The organism is Streptosporangium sp. NPDC049376, assembly GCF_044466505.1.
In the GTDB taxonomy this organism is placed as follows: domain Bacteria; phylum Actinomycetota; class Actinomycetes; order Streptosporangiales; family Streptosporangiaceae; genus Streptosporangium.
This window is the reverse complement of the sequence record NZ_JBITMT010000002.1, coordinates 186,528-207,845: the sequence shown is the minus strand read 5'-3', so window position 1 is coordinate 207,845 and position 21,318 is coordinate 186,528. Positions and strand designations below refer to the sequence as shown.

19 protein-coding genes are annotated in these 21,318 nt (G+C 69.7%); 10 read left to right on the top strand and 9 right to left on the bottom strand.

Annotated elements, in window-relative coordinates:
* Positions 1-19: 19 nt before the first annotated feature.
* Both ACIBVQ_RS06420 and ACIBVQ_RS06415 read right to left on the bottom strand, forming a co-directional pair.
* Positions 20-1,627 carry a M4 family metallopeptidase gene (locus tag ACIBVQ_RS06420; protein WP_399176014.1) on the bottom strand — a complete coding sequence of 536 codons (1,608 nt, stop codon included), beginning with the start codon at positions 1,625-1,627 and terminating at the stop codon, positions 20-22.
* Positions 1,628-3,037: 1,410 nt separating this feature from the next.
* Positions 3,038-3,628 carry a cob(I)yrinic acid a,c-diamide adenosyltransferase gene (locus ACIBVQ_RS06415; RefSeq protein WP_362777085.1) on the bottom strand — a complete coding sequence of 197 codons (591 nt, stop codon included), beginning with the start codon at positions 3,626-3,628 and terminating at the stop codon, positions 3,038-3,040.
* Positions 3,629-3,694: 66 nt separating this feature from the next.
* On the opposite strand from ACIBVQ_RS06415, the gene ACIBVQ_RS06410 reads away from it, so the two are divergent.
* From ACIBVQ_RS06410 to ACIBVQ_RS06385, 6 genes are all read left to right on the top strand, one after another.
* A complete protein-coding gene (locus ACIBVQ_RS06410) occupies positions 3,695-6,868 on the top strand; it encodes a S41 family peptidase (protein ID WP_399176012.1) in 3,174 nt (1,057 codons plus the stop codon).
* A gap of 91 nt (positions 6,869-6,959) precedes the next feature.
* Positions 6,960-8,018, top strand: coding sequence for an ABC transporter ATP-binding protein (locus ACIBVQ_RS06405; protein WP_352009644.1), 1,059 nt, complete (start codon positions 6,960-6,962; stop codon positions 8,016-8,018).
* 83 nt (positions 8,019-8,101) lie between these two features.
* Positions 8,102-8,899, top strand: a complete 798-nt coding sequence (locus tag ACIBVQ_RS06400; RefSeq protein ID WP_399176010.1) for an ABC transporter permease — start codon at positions 8,102-8,104, stop codon at positions 8,897-8,899.
* 52 nt (positions 8,900-8,951) lie between these two features.
* Positions 8,952-10,181: a sensor histidine kinase gene (locus ACIBVQ_RS06395; protein ID WP_399176008.1), complete on the top strand. Its 1,230-nt coding sequence runs from the start codon at positions 8,952-8,954 to the stop codon at positions 10,179-10,181.
* Positions 10,178-10,771: a response regulator transcription factor gene (locus ACIBVQ_RS06390; RefSeq protein ID WP_352009641.1), complete on the top strand. Its 594-nt coding sequence runs from the start codon at positions 10,178-10,180 to the stop codon at positions 10,769-10,771. Before ACIBVQ_RS06395 ends, ACIBVQ_RS06390 begins: the two co-directional genes overlap by 4 nt.
* A gap of 139 nt (positions 10,772-10,910) precedes the next feature.
* Positions 10,911-11,228: an STAS domain-containing protein gene (locus tag ACIBVQ_RS06385; RefSeq protein ID WP_352009640.1), complete on the top strand. Its 318-nt coding sequence runs from the start codon at positions 10,911-10,913 to the stop codon at positions 11,226-11,228.
* Positions 11,229-11,284: 56 nt separating this feature from the next.
* Here ACIBVQ_RS06385 and ACIBVQ_RS06380 read toward each other — a convergent pair whose 3' ends face one another.
* The 7 genes from ACIBVQ_RS06380 to nucS form a co-directional block, all read right to left on the bottom strand.
* On the bottom strand, positions 11,285-11,890 hold the full coding sequence (locus ACIBVQ_RS06380) for a TetR/AcrR family transcriptional regulator (protein WP_352009639.1): 606 nt from the start codon (positions 11,888-11,890) through the stop codon (positions 11,285-11,287).
* A 199-nt stretch (positions 11,891-12,089) separates the two neighbouring features.
* The gene (locus ACIBVQ_RS06375) at positions 12,090-12,713 is read right to left on the bottom strand and encodes a response regulator transcription factor (protein WP_352009638.1); all 624 of its coding nucleotides are present in this window, start codon (positions 12,711-12,713) and stop codon (positions 12,090-12,092) included.
* 3 nt (positions 12,714-12,716) lie between these two features.
* Positions 12,717-13,886 (bottom strand): sensor histidine kinase, encoded by a 1,170-nt coding sequence (locus ACIBVQ_RS06370; RefSeq protein ID WP_399176004.1) that lies wholly within the window; start codon positions 13,884-13,886, stop codon positions 12,717-12,719.
* A complete protein-coding gene (locus tag ACIBVQ_RS06365) occupies positions 13,883-14,080 on the bottom strand; it encodes a hypothetical protein (protein ID WP_399176002.1) in 198 nt (65 codons plus the stop codon). Before ACIBVQ_RS06365 ends, ACIBVQ_RS06370 begins: the two co-directional genes overlap by 4 nt.
* The gene (locus ACIBVQ_RS06360) at positions 14,077-14,904 is read right to left on the bottom strand and encodes an ABC transporter permease (RefSeq protein ID WP_399176000.1); all 828 of its coding nucleotides are present in this window, start codon (positions 14,902-14,904) and stop codon (positions 14,077-14,079) included. Before ACIBVQ_RS06360 ends, ACIBVQ_RS06365 begins: the two co-directional genes overlap by 4 nt.
* Entirely contained in the window at positions 14,901-15,752 is an 852-nt protein-coding gene (locus ACIBVQ_RS06355; protein WP_352009634.1) for an ABC transporter ATP-binding protein, read from the bottom strand. Before ACIBVQ_RS06355 ends, ACIBVQ_RS06360 begins: the two co-directional genes overlap by 4 nt.
* A 97-nt stretch (positions 15,753-15,849) precedes the next feature.
* Entirely contained in the window at positions 15,850-16,509 is a 660-nt protein-coding gene (gene nucS, locus ACIBVQ_RS06350) for an endonuclease NucS (protein WP_352009633.1), read from the bottom strand.
* Positions 16,510-17,236: 727 nt separating this feature from the next.
* On the opposite strand from nucS, the gene ACIBVQ_RS06345 reads away from it, so the two are divergent.
* The 4 genes from ACIBVQ_RS06345 (at position 17,237) to ACIBVQ_RS06330 (ending at position 21,273) form a co-directional block, all read left to right on the top strand.
* Positions 17,237-18,418: an amidohydrolase family protein gene (locus ACIBVQ_RS06345; RefSeq protein ID WP_399175997.1), complete on the top strand. Its 1,182-nt coding sequence runs from the start codon at positions 17,237-17,239 to the stop codon at positions 18,416-18,418.
* Positions 18,419-18,617: 199 nt separating this feature from the next.
* Entirely contained in the window at positions 18,618-20,135 is a 1,518-nt protein-coding gene (locus ACIBVQ_RS06340; protein WP_399175995.1) for a 3-hydroxyacyl-CoA dehydrogenase family protein, read from the top strand.
* Positions 20,132-20,455, top strand: a complete 324-nt coding sequence (locus ACIBVQ_RS06335; RefSeq protein WP_352009630.1) for an ATP/GTP-binding protein — start codon at positions 20,132-20,134, stop codon at positions 20,453-20,455. The genes ACIBVQ_RS06340 and ACIBVQ_RS06335 overlap by 4 nt, the downstream gene beginning before the upstream one ends.
* A 77-nt stretch (positions 20,456-20,532) precedes the next feature.
* Positions 20,533-21,273 carry an alpha/beta hydrolase gene (locus tag ACIBVQ_RS06330; protein ID WP_386192993.1) on the top strand — a complete coding sequence of 247 codons (741 nt, stop codon included), beginning with the start codon at positions 20,533-20,535 and terminating at the stop codon, positions 21,271-21,273.
* Positions 21,274-21,318: the final 45 nt, after the last annotated feature.

Here is a 21,318-nt window from a genome sequence, read left to right as displayed (position 1 = left end):
CGCACACATCCGGCGCCTGTCACGGGCAGGTGGGCTCACCACTCTGCGCGCCGACGTTGATCGCGCTCCAGGCGGCCTTGACCGCGTTGAACTCGGCGCAGGTGTAGAGGGACTTGGCGGCCTTCAGGGTCGCCACGCGCGCCTTGCCGTGCGTCCAGGGAATGGTCTTGAGGTTGAGGCCGCCCTGGAAGATCCGTCCGGCCTTCTGGACGCCGATGCCGGTCAGGCTCGACGGGCCGGAGCAGACCGGGCTCGCGGGCTTGCCGCCACCGGGGTTGGTGCCCTCGGCGAGCAGGTAGAACCAGTGGTTCTGCGGGCCTGCGGCCTTGTGCACCTCGGTGCTGGGGATGGAGGAGCTGTAGCAGTTGGGGTCACCGTTGGTGCTCGGCTTGTACATGTAGCGGATCGGGCCGCTGCCGACCAGGTCGACCTCCTCACCGACGGTGTAGTCCGGCGGGTCGTAGGCGTTGTTGGCGTAGGCCTCGGTGAGGGCTCCGAAGATGTCACCGGTGGACTCGTTCAGGCCGCCGGCCTCGTTACCGCTGCCGGAGCCGCCGGAACCGGAGAACTGGAAGATGGCGTGGCCGTACTCGTGGGCGACCACGTCGATCGGAGTGGCCTGCCGGTTGTTGGACTGGTTGTGGCCGAAGTTGGTGTAGGAGCCGTTCCAGAAGGCGTTGACCTGGTTCAGGCCGACGCGAGCCGGGAAGGCGCCGCCGCTGCCGTTGAAGCCGTTGCGGCCGAGCCAGTTCCTCAGCAGGTCCCATTCCTTCTGGGCCGCGTAGAGGGCGTCGACGCAGGCGGTCTCAAGGTTGGTGCCGGAGCCGTTGCCCCAGGAGTCGGAGCTCTTGGTGTAGGCGGAGCCGCTCTGGCCGCCACACTTCAGGCCGGGCCTGGTGCCGTCGGTCATGGAGTAGGAGCCACCCGAGCCCGAGGTCTGGATGGTGACCGGGTTGCCGTTGTAGTAGCTGTTGCCGGTTCCCTCCTTGACCTCGTCCACCTTGTCGATGACGGCGCCGGTGCGCGCGTCGACGTACACGTGGAGAACACTCTCGGCGTTGTCCGAGCGTCCGGTTACCCCGACCTCCCAGGCCAGCGCCGGGGTCTCGGTCGCCGCGTGGACGACGAGCACCGGCGCGGAGGCGGTCGCGACGGTGGTGAGCTGGCCGCGGGCGGTGGCCGCGGCCGCGTCCGCGCTGACGACGGGGGTGGTGTCCAGGTTGAGCGTGGCCTGCTGCCCGGAGACGACGTCCCGCGCCTGCTCGCCCGTCCGGTCGGTGGCGACGATCACGTCACCGCCGTAGACGGGAAGGCCCCGGTAGCTGCGCTTGTAGTGCACGTACTGGAGGCCGAAGGTGCCCACGACGGTCTTCTCGCGGACGAAGCTGTCTTCCGGAGCCTTGTGCAGTGCCTGGGACTGCGCCACCAGCGCCCTGTCCGCGGTGGCGATCGCACGCTCACTGCTCTGGGCGTCCGGCGGGGCGTAGGCGCCATCGGAGTTCGCGGTGGCCGAAGGGCCGGTGCCGTTCGGCTGGGCGTACGCGCCGGTCGCGCTCGTGAGCGCGGATGTGGCCAGGGCGGCTGCCGCCAGTACGGCGACGCCCCCCAACCTTGTCTTGGACCTCACTACGGATGACTCCTCTCACAAGTCCCACAAAGGGGGGAAGGGACTAGCAGGAGCCCGTGGCCGGCCAGGGCTGCACTAAAGGTGACATGCAACAGATAGATTGACAAGCCTCGTAAAGGCATAGCATTTTCGTATGTCAAGGCAAACGGTAAGTAACGACTCTCGGAACCCTCCGTCGCCACCCGTCCACGCTGCGCATGTGCGACGGAGCGCGTCCAAGGGGCGGGAGGTCGGGGCCCATATCGTCTCCCCGGCTTGGCGCGCTGCGCCCGGTCCGTGCGCGGACGGCGGCGCGGCGACCATAACTCTCGGAGAATGGAACCCGGCTTCGGGACGGAGATCTCGGCCCGGATGGGGAAGGGGCGGGGTCACGGCGCGTGTGCGGGATTCGCGCTCCGGGCGGGGCCCGGCCTGGTCGGTGGGGGACCGAGGTGATCCCGGTCGGGGTGGGCTCGGCGTTCGAACCGGGTGGATCTCCGCTGTCGCGCGTCGCACCGGCCTGTGGGTTCGAGCCCGCCCGGCCGGGCCGTCGCCGGTTCCGGCCGGTAGCCGGGTGGTGGGAACGTTCCGGCCGGTCCGTGGACGGCGGGGCGTTCTATGGGGATTCGCGTCGGCGGACCCCGCCCATTCGGCGATAAGTGTCACCCGCCTATAAGGGGCAAGTCATGACATTTTGCCATCGCGGGGATGATGGTCGACGGCGAGGTCAAAGCCCGACTTGTCGGCCGCTCGTGCCGTTCATGGAAACCCGGAGACGTGTCCGTCGGCCCGTCCGCGGCGGTCGTGCCCGTGGGGCGGCCTCTCGGGGAACCGCCAGGTGAAGGCCGTTGCCGTAGGCTCCGGTCTCCTGTTTCTCAATTGTGAGAAAGCCGTCCGCCTTCTCCTTCTCTTTCGGCTCCAAACAGATTTAACCGCTCCGGATTCGGCCGCCGTTGGCCTTTCGGTGAACCTCCAGGAGGCTCATTCCCGGGCATGATGACCCATCTCACCCAAGATCTTTAAGCCCTCCGGCGAAGCGCCCCATCCCATGGCAACAACCAACCAACACACGAAAAATAAACTTTTGGCACCCATCGCGCCTACGCGGGGAGCCCCTGGTCCCACCCAGCCGACGACACAGGCGACCACCCCCACACGGGAGCAGGAGGCGCCCCCTCACACCGGGTCCTCGGGCGCCCCGGCCCCAAACGTGAAGAGTTCCACCCGGACACCGGGACGCCGCTTCTAAGGGGTTTGATCTTTGCTTTCCCGGTGCCGTGTGTGAGGAGTGTCGGCTTGGGCGCGTCGGTGCTTGGACTGAGGAACGCAGGAGCGAAGCGACGGAGTGACGAGGGAAAGCGCCGACTCGGGGCGCCCAAGCCCCGCGGCGCCGAAGGCGGCGCAAAGAGACACAGCCAGGCGGAGCAAGCGCTAACGAGTACCCCCCGGCTTCCACAGGATCTCATCGCCCCCGGCGGCGACGCGGCACAGGATGAACAGCAGGTCGCTGAGGCGGTTGAGGTACTTCGCGGTCAGCGGGTTGACGTCGTCGTGCTCCTCAAGGGCCGCCCAGACGGTCCGTTCCGCGCGCCGGGCCACGGTCCGTGCGACGTGGAGCTGGGCCACGGCGAGGGTGCCGCCGGGCAGGATGAAGCTGCGCAGTGGCCTGAGCCGTTCGTTGAACTCGTCGCACCTGGCTTCGAGCCACTCGACGTAGGAGGCTTCGACGCGCAGCGGGGGGAACTCGGGGTTCTCGGTGATCGGCGTGGACAGGTCGGCGCCGAGGTCGAACAGTTCGTTCTGCACCCGGGTCAGGACCGTGGTGACGTCCTCGTCGAGGGTGCCCACGGCCAGGGCGACACCGATCGCGGCGTTGGCCTCCTCCACGTCGGCGTAGGCGGCGAGCCGGGAGTCGGTCTTGCGGGTGCGGCTCATGTCGCCGAGTGCCGTCGTGCCGTCGTCGCCGGTGCGCGTGTAGATCTTGGAGAGCACCACCGGGTTGTCTCTGTCAGCTCGGGTCATGAGACTCAGCGTATCTTGCGCAGAATTACTCCTGATTAGTTAGATAGCTGACAATATGATTTACCGATGGTTTCCGGTTTTTACCTGCGTTTCCCGCACATCTCCCGGGAGACTCTGACCTTCGTCGCCGACGACGACGTCTGGACCGCTCCCGCCGAAGGCGGCAGGGCCTGGCGCCTGACCTCGGACAGGGCGCCGGCCTCGCATCCCCGGCTCTCTCCCGATGCGACCAGGGTCGCGTGGACGAGTGTCCGCGACGGCCACCCCGAGGTGCACCTCGCCGACCTTGAGTCCGGGTCGGCGGAGAGGCTGACCTACTGGAACGACCCCAGGACCCGTACCCGCGGCTGGACTCCGGACGGCAGGGTTCTCGCGATCAGCGCGACCGGCGAGCCGTTCGTCTGGCGGAACTGGGCCTACGCGCTCGGCGACGGCCATGTCGAGCGGCTGCCGTACGGGCCGGTCTTCGATCTGTCGGCCACGGGGGACGGCGGGGGATCGGGGGAGGCGGGGGCGACGGTCGCGTTGCTCACCGCCTCACTCTCCCGCGACCCCGCCGTCTGGAAGCGTTACCGAGGCGGTACGGCGGGCCGCCTGTGGGTACGGCGCGGCCTGTCGGACGAGTTCGAACAGGTCCTGCCGGAGGTGAGAGGCACCTTCGCCAACCCGATGCTGGTCGGGGGACGGCTGGTCTTCCTCTCCGACCACGAGGGCGTCGGCAACCTCTACTCCTGTGAGCTCGACGGCACCGGACTGCGCCGCCACACCGACCATGACGTCTTCTACGCCCGTCACGCGACCACTGACGGGACCAGGATCGTCTACCAGAACGCCGGGGACGTCTACCTGCTCGACGATCTCGACGGCTCCTCGCGCAAACTCGACGTGACGCTCGGTTCGCCGCCGAGGGGGCGGCAGCCGTACCAGGTCAATCCGGGGTGGCGGCTGCACGATCTGGCGGTGGACGCGACGGGGCAGGCGAGCGCGGTCGAGGTCCAGGGGACGGTGCACTGGCTCACCCACCGGGACGGGCCCGCGCGGCAGCTCAGCACGGGCCTGGCCGCCGGCACGCCTCGGCTTCTGGGCGCGGACCGGGTGGTGTGGGTCTTCGACGACGGGGAGCGTCAGGGGCTGGAGATCGGCCCGGCCGGCGGTGGGGAGACCCGCAGGATCGCCGCCGGGCGGCTGGGCGAGGTCGGTGACCTGGCCGTGGCGCCCGACGCGAACACGATCGCGGTCGCGGCCAGGGACGGCGGGCTGCTCCTGGTCGACGTGGCCTCGGGGGAGGTCGTCGAGCTGTCCAGGGCGAACGGCGAGATCAGCGGGCTGACCTGGTCTCCGGACTCCGCATGGCTGGCGTGGTCGCACCCGGACGCGACCCCGCTGCGCCGGATCAGGCTGGCGAGGATGGCCGACCGGGTCGTCACCGACGTCACCGACGGGCGGTTCGTCGACGTCTCGCCCGCCTTCGCCGGGAGGTATCTGGCGTTCCTGTCGCGCAGGGGCTTCGACCCCGTCTACGACGCGCACTCCTTCGACATGTCCTTCCCGTTCGGCTACCGGCCGTACCTGGTGCCGCTGGCCGCGGCGACGCCTTCGCCGTTCGCGCCGAGCGGGGAGGGGCGGCCCCTGACGGACCCTGAGGACGACAAGGACGGCGATCTCCCGTTCACCGTCGATCTCGACGGCATCGCCTCCAGGGTGGTGCAGGTGCCGGTGCCGGAGGGACGTTACTCGGCGCTCAGCGCGGTCAAGGACGGCATCGTCTGGCTGCGTGAGCCGCTGGCGGGTGAGCTGGGTGAGGACCGGGACAAGGTCGGCGGTGAGGCCCCCAGGGCCGCGCTCGACCGTTTCGACCTGGTCAAGCGCAAGTGCGAGGAGGTGGTGGACAAGCTCGACTGGTACGCGGTGAGCGGGGACGGCACCCAGCTCGTCGTCTCGGACAAGGGGACCCTCACGGTCAGGCCGGTCACGGGCAAGAACGGTGAGGACACGACCGTCGACCTGTCGCGTATCCGCGTCACCGCCGACCCGGTCGCCCTGTGGCGGCACGCCTACACCGAGATGGGCCGCAGGGTCAGGGCCGACTTCTGGGTCGAGGACCTGGCGGAGGTGGAGTGGGAGGCCGTGCTCGACGAGTACCGGCCGCTGGTCGAGCGTCTGGCGACCCAGGACGACTTCGCGGACCTGCTGTGGGAGGTCATGGGGGAGCTGGGCACCTCGCACTGCTACGTCTACGCGGCTCCGTGGGGGCACCGGGTCTCCGAGCCGGTGGGTCTACTCGGCGCCGACCTGTCCCGGGACGAGGAGGGCCACTGGCGGATAGACCGGGTACTGCCCGGCGAGTCCTCGGACGTGCACGCCCGCTCACCGCTGGCCGTACCGGGGGCGGGGATCACGCCGGGGGAGAGGCTGCTGGCCGTGGACGGCCGTCCGGTGCCCCCGCAGGGCCCGGCGCCGCTGCTGATCGGTGCGGCGGACAAACCGGTCGAGCTGACCCTGGGCGGTGGGCGGAGGGTCGTCGTCACCCCGTTGCGCGACGACCGGCGCCTGCGTTACCAGGACTGGGTCACCGAGCGCAGGACGCACGTCCGTGAGCTGGGGGCAGGCAGGGTCGGTTATCTGCACATCCCGGACATGGTCGCGGAGGGCTGGGCGCAGTTCCACCGTGATCTGCGCAGGGAGATGACCAGGGAGGCACTGGTTGTCGACCTGCGTGGCAACCGGGGTGGCCACACCTCCGAGCTGATCATCGAGAAGCTGATCCGCCGGATCATCGCCTGGGACCTGCCCAGGGGCCTGAACCCGGTCACCTATCCCGAGGACGCCCCGCGTGGCCCGCTGGTCGCGGTCACCGACTACAACGCGGGGTCGGACGGCGACATCGTCACGGCGGCCTTCAAGATCCACAAGCTCGGTCCCGTGGTCGGCACCCGGACCTGGGGCGGCGTCATCGGCACGGAGGGCGACCACCGCCTGGTGGACGGCACCTACATCACCGTGGCGAGGTACGCCTTCTGGTTCGACGAGCTCGGCTGGGGGGTCGAGAACTACGGCGTCGATCCCGACGTCGAGGTGGAGATCACCCCTGGTGACTGGGCGCGGGGCCGGGACCCGCAGATCGAGGAGGCGGTACGGCTGGCGCTGGCCGCGCTTGAGGAGCGGCCTGCGGCGAAGGCTCCCGACCTCTCGCGGCGTCCGTCCCGGCGTCGTCCGGCGCTGCCGCCCCGGTCCGGATGACATTTGTCAGCTCCGTCGGCTGACATCTCTCTGCTGGTGTGGTGATATCGGCGACTACCTGGTGAAAGGCGGAAACAGCAGGATTGTCGCCATGAGAACACCACAGCTCGCGGACACGGCGGAGATCGGAACCGTCGGCCTCGAAAACGTGATCGAGGTCGGCGGGCTCCGGCAGAAGTACGGCGACTTCGAGGCGGTGCGCGGCGTCTCCTTCACCGTCGCCAGGGGCGAGATCTTCGCCCTGCTCGGCACGAACGGCGCGGGCAAGACGACCACCATGGAGGTCCTGGGGGGCTTCACGCCCGCCACCGAGGGGAGCGTCAGGGTCCTCGGCCTCGACCCGATCAGGCAGCGCCGCAGTCTGCGTCCCCGTATCGGGATCATGCTGCAGGAGGGTGGCTTCCTGGGGGACCTCACGGTCGCCGAGACCGTCGGGCTGTGGAAGGGGCTGAGCGAGGACGCGGGACGCCCCGTGACCCTGTCCGGCACCGGGACGCCGGGACGCCTGTCCATCACGGGCTGGACGAAGGGCGTCGACCGGCAGACCATGGGAGCGCTTGAGCTGGTCGGCCTGGAGAACAAGGCCAGGACCAGGGTCAAGCAGCTCTCCGGCGGTCAGAAGCGCAGGCTCGACCTCGCGCTGGCCGTACTGTCCGCCCCGGAGCTGCTCTTCCTCGACGAGCCGACCACCGGTATGGACCCCGAGGCGCGCCGTACCACGTGGCGGGTGATCGAGGACCTGCGGGAACGCGGCACGAGCGTGCTGCTCACCACGCACTACCTGGAGGAGGCCGAGCGCCTCGCAGGCCGCCTGGCGATCATGCACGAGGGGCGGATCCACACCTACGGGACGGTCGAGGAGGTCGTCGCGGGCTCCGGCGACACCATCTCCTTCCGGCTCGGCGGGGCCTCCCGCTCCTACGACGAACTGCCCTTCCTGGACGGCGCGGCCCCGGCGCTCACCTACACGGGCGACGGCACCGAGGTCGCCTACACGCTGACCGGCGACCAGGTCCAGGCCCGCGCGCACGCCGCCCTCTCACCGCTGCTGGCCTGGGCCGACAGCCGGGGCGAGGTCCTGGAGCGGCTGACCGTACGCCGGGGGACCCTGGAGGACGCCTTCATGCGGGTCCTCGGGGAGACGGCGTAGGACCGGAGACCATCCGGGTGGACGGCGGAGCGATCCGCGGGGAGACGACAGGCCGCACGACGGCCGGAAGGCAACGACAGACCATGAGAACCGACGCCCTGCACGCCGTACGGCTGGCCAAGATCGACCTGACCCTGATCTTCAGAAACACCACCGTCCTGTTCACCGTGCTGCTGATGCCGCTGTTGATGGCCTGGCTGTTCACCCAGACCCAGGGGGGCGCGATCATCGAGGGGGTGTCCGCCAAGCTCTTCGTGCTGACCGGAATGCCGGGCCTGATGATGGGGTTCGCGGTCTTCGTCAACCTGGTCAACTCATTGACGGCCCGTCGTGAGGAACTGGTGCTCAAGCGGCTGCGCGGGGGCCAGCCTTCTGCGGCGGCGGTTCTGGCGGGAAGCGCCCTCGGTGCGCTCGCTCTCTTCTTCGGTCAGGTCGTCCTGCTGGGGATCTGGATCCAGCGCACCGAGGGGGCGACCCCGGTCAACGTGCCGTTGATGCTCCTGGCCGCGGTCCTGGGGGTGACGGTGTTCGGGCTGCTGGCCGCCGCCTGCTCCGGCCTGACCCCCAACGCAGAGATGGCCCAGATCACGGTGCTCCCGATCCTCCTGCTCCTGATGATCGGCTCGCCGGTCGCCTTCCCGACGAACGCGCTGCCCGGCCTGCTGGGGACGATCTCCGGCCTGCTCCCGATCACCCCGATCGTGAAGATCATGCGCAGCGCCTTCCTCGGCTCCGACCACTACTCCGGCAGCGGCAGGGCGCTGAGCGTGCTGGAGCAGTGGACGGGGGCGCTGCCCTCCTTCGGAATCCTGATTGTCTGGATCGCGGTGACGGCCCTGTTGGCCGGATGGCTGTTCCGGTGGGAACCCCGGCACGGATAACGTCTACCGCGAGATGCAGACAAAAAGTGACACAGGTGAGGTGGGAGGCGACATGCCTCCCGCCTCGCCGGCGTTCTCCGGAGAGCCCGGACGTCCGTCCTGGAAGACCGTCCTCGGCAAGCTGCGGATGTCGCTGTGGTGCCATCCCGGGCGTACGAGTGTCGAGCGGCTGCGCAGGTCGACCGTCGGCACGCTGCTGATCGGCGTGGCCTTCGCCTGGCTCGGCACCTTCGTGAGGCTCACCGCGCAGGGCCGGCACCTCCTGGCCCCTCTGACGATCTTCGATATGGCGGGGACGGCCGCCTTCAGCATCCTGTACGTGCAGATGGTCAGAGCCTCGATCGCCGGGGTCAGGGCGACCCGCGAGATGATCGCCTCCGGCGCGCTCGTCCTGGTCATGTTGGTGTCCCTGCACGGTGAGCTGTGGTCCCTCGGGCTCCTGGCCGTCGCCTGGTCCTCGGGTGCGGCCCTGCTGCTGGACAGGAGAGGGGCGATCGCCGTGTCCGTCGGCGCGGCGGCCGTCGCGGTGCTCGTCGTGCCCAGCGGACGTCTCGGGCTCGACGACACCTCCGCCCTCGCGATAGCGACCTTCCTCGCGATGGCCATGTTCATGCCGTGGGCCAACCGCTTCCAGCTCTGGTTCTGGAAGGTGGTCAGAGCGGCCGAGGAGGGCAAGGAGGCCATGGCCAGGCTGGCGGTGACCGAGGAACGGCTGCGCTTCTCCCGTGACCTGCACGACCTGGTCGGGCACAGCCTGTCCGCGATCGCGCTCAAGAGCGAGGTCGCCGCCAAGTTGTCGGCCGTGGACGCCGAACGGGCCGCCGCGGAGATGGGTGAGGTGCGCGTGCTGGCACGCGAGGCGCTCAAGGAGATCCGTACGGCGGTGCGCGGCTACCGCACGGTCGACTTCGACGCCGAGTTGCGCAGCATGACGGCCGTGCTTGAGGCGGGCGGCATCGGCTGCTCCCTCGAACTCCCGAAGGAGGGGGTCCCCGAGGAGGCGGCCACGCTGCTGGCCTGGGTGATCAGGGAGGGCACGACCAACGTGCTCAGGCACAGCTCGGCGACCCGCTGCCGGATCGCGATCACCCTGCGGGAGGGTACGGCGGTGCTGGAGATGACCAACGACGGCGCCACCGGGCCGACCGGGCGCGGCGGCACCGGGCTGACGGGCATGTCGGAGCGGGTGACGGCGATGGGCGGGGTCCTCACTGCGGGCGCGGGCGAGGGCGCGGGGGAGTTCAGGTTGCGGGCCACGATCCCGCTGGAGGGGGCACGATGATCCGGGTTCTGCTGGCAGACGACGCGCACCTGATCCGCAGGGCGATCGCCACGCTGCTCGGCCTGGAGCCGGACATCGAGGTGGTCGCCGAGGTGTCCAGGGGCGACCTGGTGGCGCAGGCCGTACAGGATCACAGCCCGGACGTGGTGGTGCTGGACATCGAGATGCCGGGGATGGACGGGCTGAGCGTGGCCGAGACGCTGCCCGGTCACGCCGTGCTGATCCTGACCAGCTTCGGGCGGCCGGGCTACCTGAGGAGGGCGCTGGCCGCGGGGGTGCGCGGGTTCGTCCCCAAGGACGCCTCGGCCGAGGAGCTGGCGGCGGCGATCCGCAAGATCCACGCGGGCGGTCGATATCTCGACCCCGAGATGGCCGCCTCGGCGATGATGGCGGGGGAGAACCCGCTCACCGAACGCGAGCGCGACGCCCTGTCCCTGGCCTCCCAGGGGGCGACGGTCGCCCAGATCGCGGCCTCACTGCACCTCACCGAGGGGACGGTGCGCAACTACCTGTCCAGCTCCATCACCAAGCTCGGCGCGACCAACCGGATCACCGCGATCCGTGTCGCGCAGGAAAAAGGTTGGTTATGAACAGCATCTTTCTCCCAGAAGGGGGCAATGGCTCCTCATGACGGCAGAAAGCCCAGTCCTGGGACAGGGCTTTCACATGGTCCGATGTGCACGTGGTCGGCCGACCGAGGTGGCGCCGAGATCGGTCTGAGGAGGGGGTATGCGCGCCGTTGGAAAGCCCGGGGCGCAGGTGGTCGTGGTGGGCAACCGCCTCGACGTGGGCACCGTAGCCGTGGTGCGCCCGCGACTGCACAGCGCGGTCGACTCCGGTGACGGTGATCTGATCGTCGATCTCTCCGGACTTGAGATGATCGACGCCACCGGCCTGGGCGTGCTGGTCGGCACGCATCGCCGGGCGCTTGAGACCGGGCGCCGCCTGGTGCTGAGAGGGGTGCCCGTCCGGGTCATGCGGGTGCTGGCGGTGACCCGCCTCAACCGGGTGCTCATCGTCGAGGTGCCCATGGCCGCGGTCGCCTGACCCCCCACGCCCCGGAGACGGCCGGGGCGAGGGGGACGGATGGGCTCACCTGGCGGTCATGTCGCGAACGACCGGTGGAAGATGTGCACGGCCGTACCGACCAGGTCGGAGACCGGGGGCGGGTCCTCGGCCAGCACCCACTCGATGAGCAGTTCGTGGACGGCGCCGATCATGCCCAGCGTGAGCAGGTGCCGGTTGACCCCGACCGTGTCCGGAGGACCGAGGGCACCGGCTGCGACGATCCTCGCGAAGGCCCGTACGGCCTGCTGCCGTGAGGTGGTGAGGCAGTCGCCCGCCCTGCGCACCTCCAGGTGCATGATCCGGGCGCGTCTTCTGTCCTCGGTGACGAAGTTGATGTACTCCGTGATGCCCGCCTCGACCCTGCCGAGCAGGGTGTCGGGAGCCTCCTCGACGGCCTTCGCCACCGCCGAGACGGCCTCCTGGACGCACCTCTCGTGCAGTGCCCGCATGAGTTCGGTGCGCCCGGAGAAACATTCGTAGAACGCGCGGTTGGAGATGCGCGCCGTGGCGCACAGCCTCTCGATCGTCGTCTCTGGGAATCCGGGGTCGGAATAGAGGGTGTACGCCGCGCAGATCAAACGTTCCCGTCGTTCGGCGAGACGTTCCTCCGCTGACATTCCCCGGTAAGGCCGGCCGTTCATGTCAAGCACCCCGCCTTGACGTGGGGTTGACAAATGCTCGTTTTATCACTTCCACCTCATGATCCTGGCCCCCGGAATCCCCCATTATGGGTGCAAGATCCTTTTTGCGGAAGAGTAAGTGTCCTGTTGCTTGCACACTTCATGCAAGAAGGTCACGAGCCTGACTGGGCAGTCAAGTCACCCACGTCCGTGAAGGGCCTCAGCGGACGAGGAACCCACGGTCCAAAGCGGTGGTGACGGCGGCCGTACGGTCGGAGACCCCCAGCTTGCCGAAGACCCGCAGCAGGTGGGTCTTCACCGTGGTCTCGCTGATGAACAGCGCCCGGCCGATCTCGGCGTTGGTGAGCCCCTCGGCCACCAGCGCCAGCACCTCGGCCTCGCGCGGCGACAGGGTCTCGGCCGCCGGGGCGCGCATCCTGGTCACCAGCCGGGTCGCCACGGACGGCGACAGCACCGTCTCCCCACGCGCGGCGGAGGCGATCGCGGCCAGCAGGTCGGCCCGCGAGGTGTCCTTCAGCAGGTAACCGGCCGCCCCGGCCTCGACCGCCCGCAGAATGTCCTGGTCCGTCTCGTAGGTGGTCAGCACGATCACCCGGCTCCGCGGCAGGGCGGCCAGGATGCGCGAGGTCGCGCTGACCCCGTCGCCGTTCGGCATCCGCAGGTCCATCAGGATCACCTCGGGTCGCAGTTGCACGGCCCGCGCCACCGCCTCGTCCCCGGAGGCGGCCTCCCCGACCACGGTGATCTCCGGCGCCGCCTCAAGCATGCCCCGCAGGCCTTCACGGACCACGGGGTGGTCATCGACGATCATCAGTCGTAGCACTCGTCAAACTCCTCGTCTGACCGTCGCCGGGGAAACGGGGACGGTGATCTCCAGGACGGTGCCTTCGCTGGCGGCGGCCGTCAGCGACAGACACCCTCCCACCTGCTCGGCCCGCGCGCGCATGCCGCGCAGGCCGTACCCGTCGGCGGCCGAGGGCCCGAGCCCCACGCCGTCGTCGCGGACGGTCAGCCGGGCCGCGGAGGGAAGATGGTCCAGCGTCACCGTGACGGCCGAGGCGCGGGCGTGCTTGCGGACGTTCGCCAGCGCCTCCTGCGCCGCGCGCAGCAGGACGACCTCGGCCCCGGTCCACATCGGCTGCGACTCGCCGCTCACCCCGAACGAGGCGGTGACGGCCAGCTCCTCACCGAACCGGGAAACCATCCGCCCCAGCGCCTCCTCCAGCGTCGAGCCGTCGAGCGGCGCCGGGCCGAGCGCGGCGATCAGCGCGCGGGCCTCGGCCAGGTTCTCCCTCGCCGTCCGCACGGCCAGCCCGATCCGCCGCTCGTCCGGCTGCTGCAGCAACATGATGATGCTGGTGAAGCCCTGGGCCAGGGTGTCGTGGATCTCCCCGGCCAGCCGTTCCCGCTCGGCCGCCGCCCCCTGCGCCGCCGAGAGCCTGGCCACCTCGGCACGGCTGTTCTCCAGCTCCTCGATGAGGAGGGCGCGTCCCTTGCTCTGCTCGACGACATCCTGGATCCAGGGCCCGAAGACCAGGTTCGAGGCCAGCGAGAGCAGCCCGATGACGGACAACGCGAGCAGGTCCTCCCCACTGGAGGGCAACAGGGGCAGGCACAGCACGGGGGCCACGTTCAGCGCCACGGTCGCGAGCATCGCCTGCCGCTTCGGCAGCAGGATGTAGTACTGCGGCCCGAAGGCGAACAGCAGGAAACGGGTCGGCGGGCAGAGCACCGAGACCGGGGTGAAGAGCACGATCGACAGCACCACGTAGGCGCGCCCGTTCGTGCCGTACGGTCCCCCGGGGATGCGTCTGCCCAGGAACACGTAGGCCGCCGTGCAACCGCCCAGCAGGCACAGCACGACCGCCTTCCAGGCGACGGTGAGCGCGTCGTCGAGGAGGACGAAGGCGACGGAGACGATGAGGTCGAGAAGATAGAGCCGCTCCCAGCCGTCCATGCGGTGGTAGGCGTGCCGTTCCCCGGGGGCGGGCGTCATCCCGGCACCTCGGCGGCGAGCAGGCAGCCCGCCGCGACCGCCTTCCCCGGCACGGTCATGCCGCCGGTGACGACGAGCACGACCGGCAGCAGAATCGCCGGGACCAGCAGGATCTCCCAGACGGCCGGTGACGACTCCCACGTGTTCGGCCCCGCCGGGTCACCGCCCGGACGGGGCCGTTCCTCAGGGGTCATCCGTCGCGGCGGCTCTTCCACCGGAACGTCAGCAGGCACAGCACCAGTCCTCCGACGACCCAGGCTCCCAGGACCATGGCGACCCGGTCCAGTTCGTACGACCCGGCGACCTCAAGTGTGGCCCCGGCGTCACCGATGAAGACCGAGCGGAAGCCCTGGCACATCCACTTCAGCGGGAACACCGAGGCGATGTTCACCAGCCATGAGGGCAGCTGGCTGACCGGGATGAACACCCCGGAGACGAACTGCAGCACCACGAACGGCATGGAGATCACCGCGCTCGCGCTCCGGCCCGAGCGGGGCAGGCTGCTGGCCGCGACGCCCAGCAGCGCCGAGGACAGCACGCCGAGCACGAAGACCCAGGAGAAGGTCACCCAGGCCGAGACCCGGGTGGGCAGGTCGAGTCCGAAGGCCAGCACCCCGACGGCCAGCAGCAGCACCACCTGGCACAGCGACAGGAACAGCGTCTGCAACGCCCTGCCGACGAAGTAGGAGGAACGCGGCAGCGGTGTGCCCGCGAGCCGCTTGAGCGTGCCGTCGTCACGGTCGATCGCGATGCCGATGCCGAGGTTCTGGAAGCCCGTCATCGCCGCCGAGCCGATCAGCCCGGACACGTACAGCTGGGCGACGCTGACGCCGCTTCCCTCAAGGGTGCCGCTGAAGATCGCCCCGAAGATCGCCAGCAGGATGATCGGGAGGGAGAAGACGAAGATGACCGCGTCCCGTTCGCGGAGGAACATCCGGGTCTCGATGGCCGCCCGCGACAGCCCCAGTCGTGCCGCGGACGGTCTCCGAACGGGGACATGGGTGGTCGTCCGGCTCATGAGGTCACCTCGGAGGGGGTGACGAGCCCGAGGTAGATCTCCTCCAGGGTCGGCCTGGTCACGGTGAGCTCGGGAACCTCCCCGTCGAAGCGCCGGGTCAGTTCGAGCACGGTCCCGGTCGGGGTGTCCGTCTCCAGCGTGCGCCGCTCACCCCCGTCCGACCAGCTCACCCTGGCCTTGGCGTTGGCCCGCCCGCCCAGCGTCGCGGGCTCGCCCTCGGCGACGACCCGGCCGCCGGAGACCACGGCGACCCGGCCGGCCAGCGCCTCGGCCTCGTCCAGGTAGTGGGTGGTCAGCACGATCGTGGTCCCCTGGCCCGCCAGGTCCCGGATCAGCTCCCAGAACCGCCGCCTGGCCTCCGGGTCGAACCCGGTGGTCGGCTCGTCGAGGAAGAGCAGCTCAGGATCGCCGATCACCCCGAGCGCCACGTCCAGCCGTCGCCGCTGCCCTCCGGAGAGCTGCCGGACGCGCTTGCCCGCGCTGTCCGTCAGGCCCACCCGCTCGATGACCTGGTCCGGGTCGCGCGGAGCCGGGTAGTACCCGGCGAAGTGCCGTACGGTCTCCCCGACCGTCGCCTCTGTCATGTCGTTGGCCGTCTGCAACACGATCCCGATCCGGGAACGCCAGTCCCGGGTCGGCCTGCCGGGGTCGGCACCCAGGACGCTGACCTCGCCCGCGTCCCTGGTCCGGTGCCCTTCGAGGATCTCAACCGTGGTCGACTTGCCCGCGCCGTTCGGGCCGAGGATCGCGAACACCTCGCCCGCGTGGATGTCGAGGTCTATGCCCCCGACCGCCTGCACGTCGCCGTACCGTTTGGTCAGGCCACGTACCTTCACCGCCGTATCCATGCCTCAAGCGTCCGCCTTGTACGGCTTCGGCGGCACCCACGACCGGTGGAACGCCGCTGTCCTCCGAACGGAGGACAGCGGCCTCGTGACAGTGGTCTCAGAACAGGGTGTCGGTGCGCTCGATGCCGCGCAGCTCGTCGTAGTCGAGGGTCACGCAGCGGATGCCGCGGTCCTCGGCCAGGGTCCTGGCCTGCGGCACGATGGCCTGGGCGGCCAGGATCCCGCTGACGGGCGCGAGCAGCGGGTCGCGGTTCATCAGCTCCAGATAGCGGGTCAGCTGTTCCACGGCGTCGATGTTCGCCCGGCGCTTGAGCTCGACGGCGACCGAGGCGCCGGTGTGGTCACGGCAGAGGATGTCCACCGGGCCGATCGCCGTCATGTACTCGCGGCGGACCAGTGTCCAGCCCGCGCCCAGCGTGGTGATGTGCTCGGCCAGCAGCTCCTGCAGGTGGGCCTCGACCCCGTCCTTGACCAGGCCGGGGTCGACCCCCAGCTCATGGCTGGAGTCGTGCAGGATCTCCTCCATCGTCAGGACGAGCTTCTCCCCGGTCTTGCCGTGCGTGACCGTCCAGGTGCCCTCCTCCTCACGGAGCTTGCAGGGCGGGTTCATCCAGTTCAGAGGCTTGAACGCCCGGTCGTCCGCATGGATGGAGACCGAGCTGTCGGCTTTGATCAGGATGAGCCTGGGCGCCATCGGAAGATGAGCGGTGAGCTTTCCCACGTAATCCACGCTGCACCGCGCGATGACCAGACGCATGGCACCCAAGCCTAGACCCAGCCACCCGTCGCCGGTTCCGGATCGCCTCATATCCCGCGTCGTCACGGATATGAGGCGGTCCATACGGGCTTCACCGCCGACGAAGGCCGGTTCCACGACAGGACGAGGAGGCTCTTCGCCCGGTTCGCTCCGTGACCCGTTTCCGATCCTGCCGCTCCGCCCGCGACCGAGGAACGGCGGGCGGCTCGGGGCAGGTGAGGTGATCGGCGGTGTACCCCTTCCTGGCCGAAGAGCTTTGGCGCCTGTCCCCGTCGTTTTGGCGGTGATCGGAATCGATCAGGTTGCGTTGTGCCCGCTGCCGCCGTCTTTCGCCAAGCCGTGTCGGGACCGGGCTTCCGGTGCGGACACGGTCGATGCCGCTTCCGCATCGGTCGGGCGGTGCCCGCGAGGAGGAGAAACAAGAAATGCACGAGGCTGATTGTTTCGGTGACCCGGAACAACCCCTGCCCGCCACGCCGTTCAGGCGACGGAATCATACGCCTCACCTGCGCCGACGTTCTTTCCGCCGCCGTTTCTCACCCGCCGGGCTGATCGGTCGTTATCGACTTCGGGCCACGGTGACCTACGATTTCCGATGCCCCCGGGAGATGAATTCACCTGGGACGGATCGTGCCACCGGTGCTTGCGCCACCGAACGCAGTATTTTCACCGGCGGTAAGGAGTTCCGAAACGGAGAATTATTCATGACCATAATGGGAGTGCGTTCGTGAGAGATTCTCGACTGGTTGTCCGCGGTGCGCGCCTGTTCGACGGAGAGACCGCGCATCCGCGTCCGGTCATGGTCCTGATCGAAGACGGCCGGATCGTTGACGTCGACCTCACCGGCGCTCCCCCGCCGGAAGGGGTGGCGCTGGCGGACCTGGGGGCCGTGACCCTCATGCCGGGGCTGGTGGACGCGCACACCCACCTGGCGTTCGACCCGAACGGCAGCACCGAACATCAGATGCTGCACGACGATGACGCCACCGTCATGACGCGAATGCGGGAACACGCCGCCCAGGCGTTGCACGCCGGCATCACCACCCTTCGCGACCTCGGCGACCGTGGATATCTCTCGCTACGGTTGCGCGAGGAGTACGCCACGGGGGAACCGGGCCCTCAGATCGTCGCGGCCGGCCCTCCCATCACCAGTAACCGTGGACACTGCTGGTACCTCGGCGGAGAGGCCGAAGGGGCGGAGGAACTGGTCGCAGCCGTCACCTCCCGCGCCGAACACGGGACCGACCTCGTCAAGATCATGGCAACAGGGGGCATGTCCACCAAGGGGACCAACCCCGGGGGATCGCAGTACGGTCTGGCGGATCTGCGGGCGGTCACCCGGACCGCTCACGGGCTGGGACTGCCTGTCACCGCGCACGCGCACGCTGCGGCGGGAATCACCGACGCCGTGGCAGCCGGAGTCGACGGCATCGAACACTGCACGTTCATGACGCGGTCAGGGGTGCGGCTCGACCCTCGGACCGTTGACGCCATGGCCGCGGCCGGCACCTTCGTCGGCTGTACGGTCGTCAAACCCCGTGAGGGGATGCCTCCCGAGGTCCTGGAGACCATCGAGCCCTACTGGGAGAACCAGGCCTACATGCAACGCCATGGCGTGCGCGTCGTCTGCTGCACCGACGCGGGCATCAACCCTCACAAACCTCATGACGTACTTCCCGGCGATCTCGTTTACTTCGCCGCCCAGGCCGCCACCAATGTCGAAGCGCTCGCCTCCGTCACCTCCCTCGCCGCCGAGTCCTGCGGCTTCGGGCACCGCAAAGGCCGTGTCGCTCCCGGTTATGACGCCGACCTTCTCGTCGTCGACGGCGATCCCGTCCACCACATCGACGACGTACGCCGGGTCCGCGCGGTCTATCGGGCGGGGCAGCCGGTGGCGCGGGGTCTCTAGACGTCGAGCCTCGGCTGCGGGCGACCGCTCTCGCCGCGCGGCGAGAGCGTGGTCCATCGTCGAGGACGGCAGGGCTTCATCCGTTCACCGACTGCTTTGATTTCGCCGGACGGTACCGGGAAGAGGCGTCGGGGTTGCTACCGGTTGATTATCTGGGTTGGTTTTGGGGGGAGGTGATGGGCTCTGGGAGACTGGCGGCATGACGCGGAGCTTTGAGAAGGTCGGAGTCGTCGGGCTCGGCACGATGGGGGCGGGGATCGCGGAGGTCTTCGCCCGCGCGGGGCTCAGGGTGATCGGCGTCGAGGCCGATCCCGACGCGCTCGGGCGAGGCCGGGACAACCTGGAGAACTCGACCGGACGGGCCCTGGCCAAGGGCAGGCTGAGCGAGGCGGAGCGGGCCGAGATCCTCGGCCGGATCACCCTGACGACCTCGCGGGAGGACCTCGCGGACGCCGACCTCGTCATCGAGGCCATCCCCGAGGTCATGGACTTCAAGCGGGCCCTGTTCACCGACCTGGACCGGATCTGCAAGCCGTCCGCGGTGCTCGCGACCAACACCTCCTCCCTCTCCGTCACCGAGATCGCGGCCACGACCGGCAGGCCGGGGCGCGTCGTCGGCATGCACTTCTTCAACCCCGCGCCGGTCATGAGGCTGGTCGAGGTGGTCCACACGGTGGTCACCGAGGACGGCCTGGCCGAGGAGATCGCCGCCCTGGCGCGGCGGCTCGGCAAGACGCCGGTGAGCGTCGGCGACCGCGCCGGATTCGTGGTCAACCGGCTGTTGCTGACCTACCTCAACCACGCCGCCGTCCTGTTGGAGAACGGCCTGGCCACCCGCGACGGCATCGACGCCGCGATGAAACTCGGCGTCGGCGTGCCGATGGGCCCCTTCGCGCTGCTCGACCTGATCGGCCTGGACACCTCCTACGAGGTGATGTGCGTGCTGTTCCAGGAGACACGCGACCGCCGCCACGCCCCCGCGCCGATCCTGCGGGAGCTGGTCACCGCGGGCCTGCTCGGCCGTAAGACGGGAGCGGGCTTCTACGACGGGCAGGCCGTTGCCACCCCTCCGGCGTCGGGCAAGCCCACGGTCAGCTCCGTCGCGGTGCTCGGTGAGGGCGCGCGCGAGTTCGCGGCCAGGCTCGGCGACGCCGGGTTCAGGACGACCGCCCTGGAGACGGTGACGGCGGGCGAGGCGGAGGACACGCTTGAGGGCACGGTGGAAACCGCCGACGTGGTCATCGCGCTGTCGCACACCCCCGTGATCGAACTGGCCGCGCGGCTGCCGCACCCCAGGCGCCTGGTCGGCCTGCACCTGGTCGGGGACAGACTCGCCGAGGTCGCCTCGACCGTGCTCACCTCGCCGGAGGCGACATGCGCCGTCGAGGGCCTGACCAAGATCGTCGGCCGGGTCCCGGTGCACTGCAAGGACCGGGCCGAGTTCGTCGTGGACGCCCTGCTGTACCCGTACCTCAACGACGCCGTGCGGATGTACGACTCGGGCTACGCAGGGACCGAGGACATCGACGCGGCCATGCGGCTCGGCTGCGGATACCCGGCGGGGCCGTTCGAGATGATCGACACGCTGGGCCTGGAAACCGTCCGCGACGGACTGCGCGCCCTCTACGCCGAGTACCGCGACCCGGCCTTCGCCCCCGCGCCGCTGCTCGACCAGCTCGTCACGGCCGGCGTGCGAAGCATTCGCGGCCTGTCATGAGCCCCCGCAGAGCCCGCCGGATCGACCCCTTCGACCGGGGCGACGGACGGGGAAGCCCCGCACGCCCCGTCGGCTCCTCGGTGCCCGGCGTCGACCAGGTCGAGGAGTGGCCGGACGGCGACTGGTTCGTGCGCCGGGTCACCGGCGCGGGCGCGGACAAGGTCTACCGGTGCCCCGGCTGTGACCAGGAACTCAGACCGGGCGTTCCGCACCTGGTGAGCTGGCCCGCCTGGCGGGGCGGAGAGCAGGAACGCAGGCACTGGCACACCGCGTGCTGGCGCAACCGGATACGGCGCGGTCCAGGCCGGAGCCGATACTGAGACCCGGCGCCGAACACCGGGCCGGGTACGGAAAAACGGCGGCACTCCGGCCGCCGGTGAGGAGACACGGAACAGACATGGAGATCAGGTCCTCGACGGTGCTGCCCGCGCGCAGGGAGCCGATCGAGCTGCACACCGGCGACGGGCTGAGGCTCGTCGGAGAGCTGGCCCTTCCCCCGGGAAGGCCGCCGGTCGCGACGCTGGTCTGCCTGCACCCGCTGCCCACGCACGGCGGCATGATGGACAGCCACCTGTACCGCAAGGCCGCCAACCGGCTGCCCGCGCTGGCGGACCTGGCGGTGCTGCGGTTCAACACGCGCGGCACCTCCTCCGAGCGCGGCGCCTCGGAAGGCGTCTTCGGCGACGGCGAGGAGGAGCGCTTCGACGTCGCCGCGGCGCTGGAGTACGCCGAGTTCCACGACCTGCCGAACGTCTGGCTGGTCGGCTGGTCCTTCGGCACCGAGCTGACGCTCAAATGGGGCCGCGACCCGCTGGTGACGGGGGCCGTCCTGCTCTCTCCGCCGCTGCGCCGGGCGACCGACGCCGACCTCGACGCCTGGGCGGCCTTCGGCCGTCCGCTGACGGCGCTGGTCCCCGAGTTCGACGACTACCTGAGGCCGCAGGAGGCCAAGGCCCGCTTCGCGCGGGTGCCGCAGGCCGAGGTCGTCGGGGTCGAGGGCGCGAAACACCTGTGGGTCGGCGAGCCGTACGTGCGGATCGTCCTGAACGAGATCGTACGGCGCGTCAACCCGGCGGCCCATCCGCTGCCCCACGAGGTACCCCACGAGATGCTCGGCGAGGTGCCCGGCGAGGGATAGGGGCCGCGAATCACGGACGGCGGGGCTACGGTGGACAGCGTGCTC